This is a genomic window from Paenibacillus sp. JDR-2 (assembly GCF_000023585.1).
GTDB lineage: Bacteria > Bacillota > Bacilli > Paenibacillales > Paenibacillaceae > Pristimantibacillus.
In genome coordinates this window covers 6902365-6916781 of sequence record NC_012914.1, presented here as the reverse complement: position 1 = coordinate 6916781, position 14417 = coordinate 6902365, and the positions used below count along the sequence as shown (strand labels likewise).

Sequence of the window (14417 nt, the reverse complement as noted above, 5' to 3'; positions counted from 1 at the left end):
TACATCTTGTTGAATAATAAACCCTATTATTTCGCTTCGCGGGCATATAAGCAAGAACATTTTTTGTAAAATTACTGGTAAGATAAGAAGTAAGGGCTTACATCTCAATAGGGCAGAGGATGGGGTTAAAAGTGGGCAAAAAAGGGCTTTACCGGGACTATTTTTTGCATGCGGATATTATGATTATGACAGCGGTGTTGATCGGTTTGGCAGCATGGGCCGTGATTGCAAGTCTGACCTGGTACAGTCCGCTATTCTTCGTGGCCGGCCTTATCGGCTTTATGTTCAGCGAATATTTGACTCACCGGTTCTTCTTTCATCTGAAGACGCCCAAAAACCCGTTATTCCTCAAATTTCTGAAGCGTCTGCATTACGATCATCACACGGATCCGCATGATTTGAAGCTGCTGTTCCTGCCGGTCTGGTACAGCCTTCCCAACCTTGGCGTATTTGCGCTCCTGTTCTACCTGGTCGCGGGCTCAGTGGACTTCACTCTCGCCTTTGCCGCGGGGCTTGTGGCGATGCTGCTCGTTTATGAATGGAAGCATTATGTCGCGCACCGGCCGATACAGCCGAAGACGAGATTCTGGAAATGGAATAAGCGGATGCATCTGCTCCATCATTTCAAGAACGAGAATTATTGGTACGGGGTATCGACGCCGCTTGTGGATGCTCTCTTCGGAACCCTTAAAGAGGAGAAGGACGTACCGACAAGCGCCACTGCGAAAAACCTGGAAAACCGCGGCCGGACGATGTCGTCCTGACCGCATGAAGGAGGAAAAGGATGACTGCAGGACAATTAATCGGAAAAGGCATGACGGCCGAGGTCTACGAATGGGGCGAGGCACAGGTCGTGAAGCTTTATTACGGAAACATTCCGAAGGATTGGCTTCATTACGAGTCGAGGATTGGCACGGCCGTTTATCAGGCCGGCGTGCCTTCGCCGGAGGTTTTTGGACAGGTTGAGGTGGAGGGAAGAAGCGGGCTGGTGTACGAGAAAATCGCGGGGCAATCCCTCTTGGCTTTCATGCTGGGCGATATGGATCAGGCGGAACATTACAGTATCCTTCTGGCCCGTCTTCATGCCGATATTCACCGCTGCAGGGCATCCGGGCTGCCTAGGCAGAAGGATCGGATGGCTATGTTTGTAAGGCAGTCCGCTTCTTTTCTGGGAGATCGGGTAGAGCCGGTATTGGAGGCGCTGGAGCGTCTGCCGGATGGCGAATCCGTCTGTCACGGCGACTTGCATCCGGATAATGTGCTCCAGGCGGGAGATAGGCTGACGGTAATCGACTGGATGGATGCCAATTCGGGAGACCCGCTATGCGACGTGGCCAGAACCTCCATGATGTTGCTGTCGCCGTTTGTTTCCATGCCTCCTTTGTCTATCCCTTCGGATACCGGCCAGCGGCTGAACGAAGCCTATTTGTCCGAATATTGCAGGCTGACGGGAACGAAGAGAGAAGCAATTGACCGCTGGCGTCTGCCGGTTGCCGCGGCAAGACTCCGCGAGCGAATTCCCGGCGAGCAGGAATGGCTGCTGACCTATATTGACCGGGAGCTTGAAGCCTGCAAATGAAAAAAGCCGCCTTTTCCGCTTTATGCAGGAAAAGGTGGCTTTTGTGCTTCCAGATTCTAATTTGTAATTACACTGCGTTTAAAGCAATTTCTTCATCGTTGTCATTATTGAATGCTTCACGGTCGAATTCGCCTTCGGAATTGGCTACGAGAAGGGCGGTAACCGATGTACCCGTTGCGTTAACGGCCGTACGGGCCATGTCGATCAGAGCTTCAACGCCGGCAACAATCGCAAGCGCCTCAAGCGGAAGACCAAGCGCGGTAAGAACAACCGTTGTCGAAATAACCGCAGGTCCGGGAACGCCCGCAACGCCAATGGAAGAGATGATGCTTACCAATACAAGCACGACGTAATCGGTCAGGCCTAGCTCGATGCCAAATGCCTGCGAGGTAAAGACGACAACAATCGCCGGCCATACGCCGCCGCAGCCGTTGAAGTTAACGGATGCGCCAAGCGGTGCAACAAAGCTTGCGATTTTCGGCGAGACATGGAGACGTTTCGTAATGACTTCCAGGTTAATGGGCAGCGTAGCATAGCTGCTTCGGGTCGTGAAGGCTACGGCCACCGTCGGGTACACCTTTTTGAAGAACTTGAGCGGGTTAACCTTTGCTACGAAGAGCACCAGACCTCCGAATACAAGCACAAAATGAATAATAAGGGCGACATACGAGGTTACGATAACGCTGCCCAGTTCTTGCAGGGTGTCCCAGCCGTATTTGGCGGCAACGCCTGCAATCAGGGCGAATACGCCGTATGGCGTAAGGCGGATGACGAATTTAACGACCTGATGCAGCACTTGGGTAGCCGACTTGATCAGATCGCGGACAGGCTTGACGGCCTCTTCGTTTTTCGAACCAACCTTAATGATGGCTACAGCCAGGAATATCGCGAAGATCAGGATCGGAACAACCTTGCCGTCCGCCGCTTCGCTAACCGGGTTGGAAGGGACAAGGCTAAGAATAACATCGGAAAACGTAGGAATCTCGCGCGTTGCCGCATCGCTTGCGGCAGGCTGTTGGATGCCTTTGCCCGGGTTGAATACCAGAGCGGTCAGTAAGCCGATAACGGATGCGATACCGGTTGTGCCAAGGAACCAGGCAAACGTCTTGAAGCCGATTTTGCGAAGGTAGTCCAGGCTTGTGAGCGAAGCGATACTATTTAATACAAGAACAAAAACGAGCGGAATAACAAGCATCCGGATCAAGCTGATATAAATGCTGCCGAAGGTTGTGATCCCTTTGATCTCCAGGGAATCAAGGCTCTGGAACAGGATCCCGACGACAAGTCCCAGCCCTAATCCGACAAGCACCCGAGTGCCGAAGCCGACACGTTTGCGTGCCAAGAAATACAGAATAGCAAAGACAAAGATTGCGGTAACAAAGCTGTACCAGTTCGTCTCGATAGCCAGCAGCAGGTTGTTATCTATTTTATCCATCTTACTATTACCCCCTAATCCAAGTTGTTTGATTGGAATTACAATTCAATAATTTACAAACGTCCGAAGCAATTGTCAATTGTTTTTTTGGTAAACAAAATTATAAATTATTTGAAAAAAATAAATCCGACTATTTCTATGGGGAATTATTAAAAAGGGTTGACATCCAATCTCTGACATCCTAAGATAGGGTTAGAAATCGGAACTTCATAACGTAATTCGGATAAGAAATTAGTCGACTGGACCTCCAGAGATTCAATGTTCAAGCATCACTAGATGCGGGCATTGGATCTTTTTTTATGCCTAATTACTGAAATGAGCCGCCTAAAACCAAAGGGGAAAGGATGAGTTTCATCATGAAAAAATGGTTTAGCTCCAAATTAACAGTTACTTTCGTAGCCGCAGCCGTAGTCTTCTCTTCGCTGACATATGCCGCCGTTTACGCGAACAAGGACACTTCCGGCACGGAGCCGGCTGCAGCAGAGGCTAAAGAGCCTGCAACAACAACTGTTGGGCAACAGCCGCAAGCAGACACAACCAATACGGCCGTAGCAGCTGAACCGCAGGCGACAGCGGAGGCAACAACTGCAGCTGCCGAGCCGGCAGCAGCTGAGGCTCAAGCTCAGGAGCCAGCCGTTCAGGCAGCAGAGGTTCAATCGGCACAGACGGCAGCTGCACCTGCAGAGGAGACGAAAGCAGAAGCGAAAACAGCCAAAGCAAGCTCCACGGAAGCCGTCCAAAACGCTTCCACTCCGGCTTCAACATCTACATCTGCAGCTTCGAAGCCAGCCACAACTAAAGCTTCCGAGCCAGCGGCATCCTCCAAGCCGTCCACAACTTCAGCTGCTCCCGCAGCAACACCGGCTCCAGCCGCAAAACCGGCCCAAACCACGCCGGCTGCAAGCAAACCGGAAGCTTCGGCGCCTGCCGCAAGCAAATCGGATGATTCGGGCAAAAAAGTAACGTTTGTAAAGCAAGAAGAGTCGCAGCCTAAGACGCCTGCCGTAAAAACGCCGGCAAGCAGCTCGTCCTCTTCCGGCTCGACAAGCTCCTCCGGCGGATCCTCCACGTCTCCTTCTACGGCGCCTTCGTCTTCGGATGAGGATTGCGCGGTAGACGGTGAAGAAAGCTGCTAATCGGCTTTTTATCAGACAAATGGGTCAAATAGGGAGAGGAGTATATGCACATGAAAACATTTAATCGCACACTATCCGTTCTGCTCGCCTCCGCGCTTGTGCTGCCGGTCTTCCAGGCCGGCACGGCACGCGCCGCGGAAGTAAGCAGCTTTAATAGCGCAGTCAGCCATTATGATTACTTCAGTGATGTTTACCCGCATTTGGACGACGCGAACCATATTCTCAAGACGGTTACTTACGAGGATCTGGTTACGCTGCTCGATAGCAAAGGTACATATGCCGTCTTGTTCGGCGGAGCCTGGAGCGACGAGACGCAGGCGGATATCGGCTTCATCAACCAGGTTGCGAAGCAATATGGCGTAGATACCATTTACAACTTCGATACGAAGCTGGATGGCGAATCGGTTGATATTGCCGAGCAGCAGGCTGCCCCATATACCAAGGTGGTAACCTCCGGAACGACAAACACAACGAACTTCTACGATTTCAACGAGCTGTATGTGGAGCTGGTAGACAAGTATTTGACGAACCTGAGCGCCAATACCGATGCTACTATCACTTACAGCAAGAAGTCGCCTGAAAAAGAAAGCGGCGGCACGGTAACAACGCCTTCTACGGTCATTGCGAGCGGCGAGGCGAAAAAAATCGAGTCTCCGTTCCTGTTTATTTATGACAAGGATCACAAGGATGGCGAAGGCAATGCCGCGCCGATTATCGCTTCGCTCGAGAAGCACGGTTCTTCCGCGGATTACAGCTGGAACGATTTCCTGACGGCCGATCCTAACGACGGCAATGCGCTGGATACGGCGAAGGTCGACAGCTATAAGGCACAGGTGCTGAATGTATTTAATAAAGTGCCTGCTGCCGATTACGACAGCCTCACCAATTGGGACTTTATCGCTCCGGCGTTTAACAAGCATGAGGATCAAACGGTAGGCCGCGACATATTCCCAACGCATGAAGAGAACGGGCAAGTCGTCGGCGATGACGGCGAGCTTGTCTACGAGCATATTACTTACGACGAGTTAACGCACTTGCTTCAAAATAAGGGTAACTACGTCATCCTGTTCGGCGGCTCTTGGTGCCCGAATACGCAAGCGGCAATCCGCTTCATCAACGAGTATGCGAAGAAGTACAACGTTGACAAAGTCTACTTCTGGGATACCAAGCTGGATGCGGGCATCTCGGTGCTTGATCCAAGCGCGGATCCGCATAACAGCACTTTCCTGCAGGTGCGCGATACGAACCATCCATTGGCGAAGCTGTATGTGGATCTGGTCAATACGTACCTGACAAACATCAAAACGCAATACCTGCCGGCATCCAATAACGTCAACTACACGGACAACGGCAATAACATTGTTGCTAATAAGCTGCAGGTTCCTTACCTGTTTGCGTACAACAAGGACAATGTGAACGCTGACGGCAGCAAAGCGCCAATCCTTGGCCACGTGGAATTGATGTACACCTGGAAAAACATTCAGCCGGATTATGCCGTAGCTGACGGCACGGTCCGCAATCATACGAATTACACAAACGCGCTGAACAAATTGCTCACGCGTCTGGAAGCAACGCCAACCGGCCTGACCGGCGTAGCGCCAACGTCGAGTTCGAACAACAACGGCCAAATTACGGGCACAACAAACAAAGCATTGGAATACAAGCTGAAAAGCGCGGCAGATTCGGCATACACCGCGGTATCCGGCGACGCGATCACAGGTCTTGCGGCTGGTACGTACTCGGTTAGATATGCGGCGAAAAACGGCTTTAACGGCCCAACAAACGCTCAGACGGGACCAACGGCGGTTCCTTACGCAGCAGGTCAGGCGGTAGACGTCATTGTTCCGGCTTATGACGGACCAACAACCCCTACGACGCCTACGACGCCAACAACGCCTACCAATCCAACAACGCCAACAACACCAACAACACCGGTTGAAGAGGTAAATGCGGTAAATTCGGTGACGGTTACCGGTACAACCGATTCGGCAACGGGCGAGACGGTTGCGGCGGTATCGGCAAGCGATGTAGCAAGCCTTATTACGAAAGCGTCCAAAGCGGAAGCGGCGGGCAAAGCGGCCGTGATCGGCTTCCAGGTGCCTGGAACCGCGGATACAACGTCTACGCAGCTGACAATCCCTAGAGACTCCTTCAACCTGATTGCATCGGGAACGAATGCGGCGGTGAAGGCGGATCTGTCGGTCGGCACCTTAACCTTCGATTCCAAAGCGGTAGAAAGCATTAGCGGCAACGCCTTGTCCGGAGATATCAGCGTGATCGTATCGAAGTTCGAGCTGACGGAAGAAGGCAAGGCCGTATTGGGCGACCGTCCCGTTTATGATCTGTCTCTCTTTGCCGGCGATAAGCAAATCTCGAATTTCGGCGGCGGCAAGGTGCAGGTAAGCCTTCCGTACACGCTGAAAGCGGGCGAGAATGCCGAATCTATCGTGGTGTACTACTTATCCGATTCCGGCGAGCTGCAAACGATTCGCGGCCATTACAATGCGTCAACGGGAACCGTGGATTTCGCAACCACTCACTTCTCGCAATACATTATCGGCTTCAATAAAGTAGGCTTTGTGGACGTTCCGGCGACAGCTTGGTTCCATCATGCGGTCAGCTTCCTGGCTGCCCGCGAGATTACCGGCGGTACCGATGCCGATCACTTCAGTCCAAATGCGGAGCTGACAAGAGGCCAATTCATCGTCTTCCTGCTGAAGGCATACGGAATCGAGCCGGAAGCAGCCGGCGCGGCGAACTTTGCCGACGCAGGCAATACGTACTACACGAATTACCTGGCTGCTGCGAAGCGTCTTGGCATCGCGACAGGCTCGGGCGATAACAAGTTTAATCCGAATAACAAAATTACGCGTCAAGAGCTGTTCACGCTGCTATACCGTTCGCTTGAGCAATTAGGCGAGCTGCCAACGGCCAAAACAGGCGCAGCCGTATCCTCCTATGCGGATGCCGCCCATATTGCGGGTTATGCGCAAACGGCCTTTGCAGCACTTGTTGAGACTGGCGTTATTAAAGGAAGCGGCAATAAGCTGAATCCGGAGGGCGTATCGACAAGAGCCGAAGCGGCGCAAGTGCTGTATAACCTGTTGTCTCAATAAATAGAAACTTGAAAATAGAGACTCGAAGAAGAGGTGGGCGGCCGACTTGGCCGCCCCTTTTTCCAATGCTGAGCCTTTATAAGTTTCATCTTATAAAATTGGCTTAGAATTCTCCGGAATGAAACGCGCTTCCCCGCCTAAGAACGGCGAAGCCGTTTCACCTTGACGTGGCAGGTGAAATGTAATGGATATTTTATTAGCTTTCTCGGCGGGACTGCTGTCCTTCTTATCGCCTTGCGTTCTTCCTCTCATTCCGGTCTATCTCAGCTATATTGCCGGTACATCGGCTACCGATCTGAAGAACAGCCCCAATAAGCTTACGGTTATCTCGCAGACGGTGCTGTTTATTCTCGGCTTCTCCATCCTGTTTGTCCTGCTCGGGATATCCGTCAGCACCGTCAGCCGGTTGTTATCCGAGCATATGCGGCTTGTGCAGCAGATCGGCGGAGCGCTGATTGTTGTTTTTGGCCTGCATATGACGGGGCTGCTGCGAATCAAGCTGCTCTATTCCGAGAAGCGGTATCTGCCAAGCGGATCACCCGGAAAAAAAGCGGGAGCACTCGTATTGGGTATGGCATTTGCCGTCGGCTGGACGCCTTGCATCGGGCCGATTCTATCCTCTATTCTGATCTACGCCGGAAGCATGGCGACCCTTGGGAAGGGAGTGCTCCTGCTGTCGATGTACGCTTTGGGACTTGCCGTTCCGTTTCTGCTCTCTGCCGTGCTGATCGATAATCTAACCGCGTATCTCCGAAAAGTGACGAAACATCTCCCGAAGATCTCGGTTGCAAGCGGAGTTGTCATGATGTTGATGGGCGTACTTGTGTTTACGAATCAGCTGGAGGTATTCAGCAAGTATGCCGGTCTTATTCAACTATAGGGAGGAAAGTTAGCCGTGAAAAAATCAACCTGGATTCTGATCGGAGCCGTTGTCGCGTTTGTGCTGCTCTCGCTATACGTCACCCATAACTACAGTATCAAGACGGATGCTGCCGTTTCGGCAGCGGAAACGAGGACAGAGACAGCCAAAGAGCCTGCGGTTGATTTTACCCTGAAGGATTTGGACGGCAAGGAGGTAACGCTGTCTGGACTTACGGGAAAGCCCGTCTACATCAACTTCTGGGCGACCTGGTGCAAATGGTGCGACAAGGAGATGCCGGCGCTGGAGAAGGTGTATCAGGATTATAAGGATAAAGGGCTTGTCGTCCTGTCGGTTGACGTTGGAGAAAAGCAGGGGGATGTGGCGAAGTATATCGCGGAGAAGCAATATCATTTTCCGGTGGTGCTGGATTCGGATAAGAGCGTTACGTATGCCTATGGCATTAAATCCATCCCTGTCTCTATCCTCGTGAACGAATCGGGCGATGTGGTTTTCAAAAGGGTTGGCCATATGACAGAGGAAGACATGCGGGCGGCAATTGATCCGCTGTTTCCATAGAAAAAGTGCGAGCCTGTATAGGCCCGCACTTTTTTTCTTTTTGCCCAAATCAATTATTTTGCCGAAGCACCGATTTCCTTGCGGACAATCGGCGCTACTTTGGTGCCAAGCAGTTCAATGGCGCGCATCATATCCTTATGCGGAATCGAGCTGGTGTCGACATGCAGGAAGAAGCGGGTTAAGCCCAGGTTTTTATGCAGCAAAATAATTTTCTCCGCTACATACTCTGCTTCGCCAACATAAAGCGCACCACGCATGCTGCGCGCCGCATCGTAAGCTTCGAAGGTGTATGGCGGCCATCCGCGTTCGCGGCCGATTACGTTCATCATTGCCTGCTGGGCAGGGTAGAAGAGCTCGGTTGCTCTCGTATCCGTGTCGCTAATGAAGCCGTGCGAGTGCGAGCCGATTTGCATCTTTTTCGGATCATGGCCGGCACGGATATAAGCTTCCTTGTAAAGCTCAACAAGCGGAGCGAACCGCTCCGGCATGCCGCCTATGATCGCGAAGCAGACCGGAAGGCCAAGTACGCCCGCGCGGATCGCCGACTGCGGGTTGCCGCCGGTTGCAATCCAGACCGGAAGCGGGTCCTGCACCGCACGCGGGTAGACTGCTAGGTTATCGATCGCGGCGCGGTGATTGCCTTGCCAGCTGACTTTCTCTTCCTTCGTAATTTGGAGCAGCAGCTCCAGCTTCTCGTCGAACAGCTCGTCATAATCCTCGAGGCTGTAACCAAAGAGCGGGAACGATTCGATAAACGAGCCTCTGCCCGCCATAATTTCGGCACGGCCGTTCGAGATCGCGTCAACGGTGGAGAAGCCTTGGTACACGCGCACCGGGTCGTCCGACGATAATACGGTAACGGCGCTTGTCAGACGGAGATGCTTCGTCTGCGCGGCCGCAGCCGCAAGAATGACATGAGGCGCGCTTGCCGCGTAATCCTGCCGGTGATGCTCCCCGATCCCGTATACATCAAGGCCAACCTGGTCGGCCAGAATCATTTCTTCAACGCTATTGCGGATCCGTTCCGCGTGGCTGTAAGCCCCGCCCATACCCGGATGAGGTTTTGCTTCCAGAAAGGTACTAATGCCAAGTTCAAAATGGGTTGCCGATTCGGTCATATAAGTCCGCCTCCTTTATTTCTTCTAGTGTACTAAGTTTTTAACAGTTTCTCAATTATAGTAAGCAAGTTTCCTTGAAAAAGATTAGTGAGCTGGTAATGACGGCACAAGAACATTATTCTGTATTGTTTGCTAAGTTCGTCCGAACCATGTTGCGGACAAGCGGAAAGCCGTGAAACTTATGGTGCACCATTTTCCATTTGGTTGCGTATCTTTTGTGTGGAAAAGGGGTGTTTCTTTGTTGGTTACGATGAGCTGGAAGCAGTTCAATGAGCTTGGGGACGACGAGTTAAGGCGGGCTTGCATACGGCCGGTGGCTGATCAAATCCGAGGCAAAAGCATGGCGGTAAAGTCCGAAGCGATTGCCAGACTTAACCGTTCGCAGAAAGCTTTGTTTATGTACAGTGCCTGGCACGACCATGCAAAGCATTCGCCGATGGAGCTGTACTGCTGGTCAGCCCATATACTCAGTCAGCCCGGATACGCGGCTGGCGTCTGGAAGGCGCTTCGTTTTTTCGGAGCGGAGACGATGCACGGCATTCTGGAAGAGCTTCGCTTGTTGCTTGATGTTCATGTGGTTCAGCAAGGCCGTGCCTTAAGCGAAGTAACCTTTAAGGATCTCGAACTGGATGATAAGCTGTGCCTTAATATTGAAAACTGTTACGGACGGTTTATGGCAGAGGCGCCGGACTGTCTTCAGAAGCTTGCGCAATATATCCGCGCTCATGCGGATGATTTTATAAGCTTTTTACCGAAGGAGGGGGAGTCATGAATGATTTGTTATTGGCCATACCCGAGCTGCAAGACGGCATGAAGCTGGAGGCCATTCAGAAAGGGTACTCCGGGGACAGCAAGTATATCGCTTACGACCGTCACGGTGAAGCGGTGTATGTGCTCCGAACCTATGCGCTCGAAGAGGAAGCAAGGAAGCAACAGGAATTCCGGGTGCTTGAGCAGCTGCGGGAGCAGGAGGTTATGTGCTCGTTGCCGATTGCGATGGGTAAGCTGGAGGAGCTGAGTCTTGGCTACATGCTGTTGTCTTACATCGAAGGCGGCGATGCGATAGACGAGCTTCCGGCCTTAAGCGTAAGCAGGCAGTATGAGATTGGTCTGCAGGCGGGAGCCGAGCTGCGCAAAATCAATCGGATTGAGGCGCCGGCATCTATCGAGCCTTGGGAGACCCGCGTACTCGCGAAATACAGGCGGTACCGGGAGGGCTATGAACAAAGCGGCGTTACGGTTGCATTCGAGGGGCAGCTGTTTGCCTTTATCGAAGCGAATCTTGGGTTGTTGAAAGGGCGCCCGAACAGGCTGCAGCATGACGATTTCCATACCGGCAACCTCATCGTGAAGGACAGGCGGTTGTCCGGCGTCATTGATGTGAACCGGTTTGACTGGGGAGATCCCGTGCATGAGTTTCTGAAGGCAGGTTTTTTCAGCGTGGAGGCCAGTATTCCGTTTGCGGTTGGTCAGATCGACGGCTATTACGGGGAAGGGGAGCTTGAGGATTCCTTCTGGGCTTTATATTCGCTTTATATCGCGCTGACGATTCTGTCCTCGATCGTCTGGATTCTTCGCGTACGTCCGGAAGAGCTCGGCGATATGCTGGCCCGGGTAAAAAAAGTATGGGAGGACCATGACGGCTTTGAGCGTTTGGTGCCGAAGTGGTATTCCGAATATAAACGGTAAGGAAGAAGAAGAGCCTTCACGGGGAGTGGAGGCTCTTCTTCTATTTACGACTTGGCAGGAGGCATCTCCTTTAATCCAAACGATACAAGCGGTCCAAAGTTGATGACGTTCATCATAATGAATGCCATCTGCTCCGGCGATTGATCCAGGTCGCATTCTATCCAATGCATAAGCATGCCGAAATGCGCGGAGGTCATATAAGCAACCACGTAGTCCCGGCGGATGTTCAGATTAGCTTCGGGAATATCGATCTTCTGGTAAATATGCCGGGCCATCAGCTTGCGGAATTGAATGGCGTAGGAGAGATCGCCCTTAGGGCCAAACATTACCTTCAAGAAATCGGCATGCTTCGCAAACTCCTGAAAGATCCTCACCCCAAGCGGGTAAGGCACCCGGCGGTCGGCATATTCCATTGCCGTGCGGAAATCGAGTTTTTTTACATACTGTTCGATGCTTTTGAATACGTGATCCTTGAGCTGCTGAAGTACATCGGGCACATCCCGGTAATGCAGATAGAACGTCCCGCGGTTCAGGTTGGCATGGTTTGTAATATCGGTAACCGTTACATGCTCAACGCCCTTCTCGGCGATAAGAGCCATCAGCGAATCATAAATCTGCTGTTTCGTTTTTGCTTTTCTCCGGTCGATTTTCTCGGACATAACAGCTTCTCCTCTACGATTTCTCGACGATAATGAACACTGCCCCGCCGAAGTGGTGAGTAATAAACAGTACGGTGAGGAATGATTATTGTATTTCCCTTGTCTCTCATTATAATTAACAACGTGATCACTAATCAACACGATGTTCATTTATATAGAGATGGGAGATGGAGATTTATGAATATTTTTAAACAAAAAATATTATGGCTTGGCGTGCTGGTCATTACGCTTGTGCTTACGGTATTTGGACTTGCGATGATGGGGTCCGTCATTGGATCCAAACCGCATGACGTACCGGTGGCCTTGGTCGTGCAGGATGAGCCCGTTGATCTGCCGACCGGAGATAAGCTGGCCGTAGGCGAAATGATCAAGCAGCAGCTGACCTCTAATACACAGCTGCCGATCAACTGGAAGATAGTCGGCTCGGAAGAAGAAGCGCGCAAAGGGCTGGACTCGCGCGATTATTACGGCGCGCTTGTGCTGCCGAAGGATTTAAGTGCTGGAGTAGCATCAATGATGGGGCCGGCACCTGCCCCCGCAACCGTGCAAATCATAAGCAATGAAGGCATGAATTCGCAGGCGGCAACGGTTGTGAAGCAAGGGCTCGGCCAAGTGATGAAGATGGTATCCCTCGAGTTGTCGAAATCGGCCCTTGAGCAGCTGTCCCAGCGCTCCGAGCAGATTCCGGCTGCTACGGCATCGGCACTGCTCGCACCTATTCAAGTGAAGGAAGAAGCCGTTCATCCGGTTGGCGCTAATAACGCAAGCGGCAACGCGCCGGGACTGCTCACGCAAATTATGTGGATTGGCAGCCTGGTGACGGCGATGATGCTGTTCCTTGCCAGCAATAATGCGAAAAAAGCGGCTGGCCGCAAATGGCCGGCTCATCTGATGCAGCCAGTCATTGGCCTGGTGCTGATCGGTGCCGCTTCCGGCCTCATCGTTTGGATGGCTAACGCCTGGTACGGCATGGAGCTGTCGCATGCCACGGATACATGGCTGTTCTTATGGCTGAGCGGTTCGGCGTTCTACATGCTGCAATCGATGCTGCTCAACTGGATTGGCTTCCCGGCAATGGCGATTCTCGTCCTGCTCATGTTCTTCTCGATGCCAATCCTGAACATGCCGGTCGAATTCCTGTCGGATACGACGCAAAACCTGCTGTACTCGTGGACACCGCTTCGCTTTGTAGCGGGCGGACTGCGGGAAACCATGTACTTCGGCGGGCTCGAGGCCGTCAGCTCGAACGCGGCTGTCTTGTGGAGCATTGCGGGCGGATGCCTGGTTCTGCTGCTTGCCGCAGGCGTGAAAAAAGGAAAAGCGGCATCGGCGCAAACCGCCGCTTCTATATAAAATAATAGCGATGGACACCCCTTTTCCGCGCCAATACAACCTTCGGGCAGCATTTTCGCGCAACAGTGAGTATACCTCACTAATTAGTGAGGTATTTCACGCTCAGACGTGCCCTGGGCGGGCAATTACGCGCAATAGTGAGGGTAACCTCATAGTTAGTGAGGAGCAATGTGCGCATTAGGTGGAGTGGCTCACTATTGCGCATTTGGAGCTGGTCCGAGCACCACTTTATGGCAGAAAAGCTCACTATTAGTGAGCTTTTCTGCTCTATACATGCCTGTGGCGGGCATTTTCGCGCAATAGTGAAGAAACTCACTAATTAGTGAGGCCCCCCACGCTCAGACGTGCCTCGGGCGGGCAACTGCGCGCAATAGTGAGGGCAGCCTCATAGTTAGTGAGGAGCAACGTGTGCATTAGGTGGAGATACTCACTATTGCGCATCTGGAGCTGGTCCGAGCACCACTTTATGGCAGAAAAGCTCTATTAGTGAGTTTTTCTGCTCTATACATGCCTGTGGCGGGCAATTACGCGCAATAGTGAAGAAACTCACTAATTAGTGAGGCCCCCCACGCTAAGACGTGCCTCGGGCGGGCAATTACGCGCAATAGTGAGTCTACCTCACTAATTAGTGAGGCATTCCACGCTCAGACGTGCCTTGGGCGGGCAATTACGCGCAATAGTGAGGGTAACCTCATAGCTAGTGAGGAGCAACGTGCGCAGTAGGTGGAGATACTCACTATTTCGTGCTTGGCCTACTCCGAGCACCACTTTATGGCAGAAAAGCTCACTATTAGTGAGCTTTTCTGCTCTATACATGCCTGTGGCGGGCATTTTCGCGCAATAGTGAGTCTACCTCACTAATTAGTGAGGCATTCCACCGCTCAGATGTACCTT

General features: G+C 52.2%; 12 protein-coding genes. 9 read left to right on the top strand and 3 right to left on the bottom strand.

The features are described 5' to 3' along the window. Positions 1-119 precede the first annotated feature (119 nt). Both PJDR2_RS30365 and PJDR2_RS30360 read left to right on the top strand, forming a co-directional pair. Positions 120-764 (top strand): sterol desaturase family protein, encoded by a 645-nt coding sequence (locus tag PJDR2_RS30365; protein ID WP_015847579.1) that lies wholly within the window; start codon positions 120-122, stop codon positions 762-764. A gap of 20 nt (positions 765-784) precedes the next feature. Next, on the top strand, positions 785-1579 hold the full coding sequence (locus tag PJDR2_RS30360; protein WP_015847578.1) for a phosphotransferase family protein: 795 nt from the start codon (positions 785-787) through the stop codon (positions 1577-1579). Between the two features lie 67 nt (positions 1580-1646). On the opposite strand, the gene PJDR2_RS30355 is transcribed toward PJDR2_RS30360, so the two are convergent. Beyond that, positions 1647-3014, bottom strand: coding sequence for a dicarboxylate/amino acid:cation symporter (locus PJDR2_RS30355; protein WP_015847577.1), 1368 nt, complete (start codon positions 3012-3014; stop codon positions 1647-1649). A 356-nt stretch (positions 3015-3370) separates the two neighbouring features. Here PJDR2_RS30355 and PJDR2_RS30350 point away from each other — a divergent pair, with 356 nt between their 5' ends. From PJDR2_RS30350 to PJDR2_RS30335, 4 genes are all read left to right on the top strand, one after another. After that, a complete protein-coding gene (locus PJDR2_RS30350) occupies positions 3371-4150 on the top strand; it encodes a hypothetical protein (protein ID WP_041613718.1) in 780 nt (259 codons plus the stop codon). Between the two features lie 50 nt (positions 4151-4200). Then, entirely contained in the window at positions 4201-7266 is a 3066-nt protein-coding gene (locus tag PJDR2_RS30345) for an S-layer homology domain-containing protein (RefSeq protein ID WP_015847575.1), read from the top strand. Positions 7267-7450: 184 nt separating this feature from the next. After that, positions 7451-8146, top strand: a complete 696-nt coding sequence (locus PJDR2_RS30340; protein WP_015847574.1) for a cytochrome c biogenesis CcdA family protein — start codon at positions 7451-7453, stop codon at positions 8144-8146. 15 nt (positions 8147-8161) lie between these two features. Beyond that, entirely contained in the window at positions 8162-8704 is a 543-nt protein-coding gene (locus tag PJDR2_RS30335; protein ID WP_015847573.1) for a TlpA family protein disulfide reductase, read from the top strand. A 53-nt stretch (positions 8705-8757) separates the two neighbouring features. On the opposite strand, the gene PJDR2_RS30330 is transcribed toward PJDR2_RS30335, so the two are convergent. After that, positions 8758-9822, bottom strand: coding sequence for an LLM class flavin-dependent oxidoreductase (locus tag PJDR2_RS30330; RefSeq protein WP_015847572.1), 1065 nt, complete (start codon positions 9820-9822; stop codon positions 8758-8760). A 238-nt stretch (positions 9823-10060) separates the two neighbouring features. Between PJDR2_RS30330 and PJDR2_RS30325 the strand changes: the two genes are divergently transcribed. After that, positions 10061-10594 (top strand): hypothetical protein, encoded by a 534-nt coding sequence (locus PJDR2_RS30325; protein WP_150106582.1) that lies wholly within the window; start codon positions 10061-10063, stop codon positions 10592-10594. Further along, positions 10591-11511: an aminoglycoside phosphotransferase family protein gene (locus PJDR2_RS30320; RefSeq protein WP_015847570.1), complete on the top strand. Its 921-nt coding sequence runs from the start codon at positions 10591-10593 to the stop codon at positions 11509-11511. Before PJDR2_RS30325 ends, PJDR2_RS30320 begins: the two co-directional genes overlap by 4 nt. A gap of 44 nt (positions 11512-11555) precedes the next feature. On the opposite strand, the gene PJDR2_RS30315 is transcribed toward PJDR2_RS30320, so the two are convergent. Further along, a complete protein-coding gene (locus PJDR2_RS30315) occupies positions 11556-12170 on the bottom strand; it encodes a TetR/AcrR family transcriptional regulator (protein WP_015847569.1) in 615 nt (204 codons plus the stop codon). A 177-nt stretch (positions 12171-12347) separates the two neighbouring features. Here PJDR2_RS30315 and PJDR2_RS30310 point away from each other — a divergent pair, with 177 nt between their 5' ends. After that, positions 12348-13523, top strand: a complete 1176-nt coding sequence (locus PJDR2_RS30310; protein WP_015847568.1) for a YhgE/Pip domain-containing protein — start codon at positions 12348-12350, stop codon at positions 13521-13523. Positions 13524-14417 lie beyond the last annotated feature (894 nt).

Coding starts and splice junctions, on each gene's coding strand:
- PJDR2_RS30365 (WP_015847579.1), top strand. CDS start 120: ATGGGGTTAAAAGTGGGCAAAAAAGGGCTTTACCGGGACTATTTTTTG.
- PJDR2_RS30360 (WP_015847578.1), top strand. CDS start 785: ATGACTGCAGGACAATTAATCGGAAAAGGCATGACGGCCGAGGTCTAC.
- PJDR2_RS30355 (WP_015847577.1), bottom strand. CDS start 3,014: ATGGATAAAATAGATAACAACCTGCTGCTGGCTATCGAGACGAACTGG.
- PJDR2_RS30350 (WP_041613718.1), top strand. CDS start 3,371: ATGAAAAAATGGTTTAGCTCCAAATTAACAGTTACTTTCGTAGCCGCA.
- PJDR2_RS30345 (WP_015847575.1), top strand. CDS start 4,201: ATGAAAACATTTAATCGCACACTATCCGTTCTGCTCGCCTCCGCGCTT.
- PJDR2_RS30340 (WP_015847574.1), top strand. CDS start 7,451: ATGGATATTTTATTAGCTTTCTCGGCGGGACTGCTGTCCTTCTTATCG.
- PJDR2_RS30330 (WP_015847572.1), bottom strand. CDS start 9,822: ATGACCGAATCGGCAACCCATTTTGAACTTGGCATTAGTACCTTTCTG.
- PJDR2_RS30320 (WP_015847570.1), top strand. CDS start 10,591: ATGAATGATTTGTTATTGGCCATACCCGAGCTGCAAGACGGCATGAAG.
- PJDR2_RS30315 (WP_015847569.1), bottom strand. CDS start 12,170: ATGTCCGAGAAAATCGACCGGAGAAAAGCAAAAACGAAACAGCAGATT.
- PJDR2_RS30310 (WP_015847568.1), top strand. CDS start 12,348: ATGAATATTTTTAAACAAAAAATATTATGGCTTGGCGTGCTGGTCATT.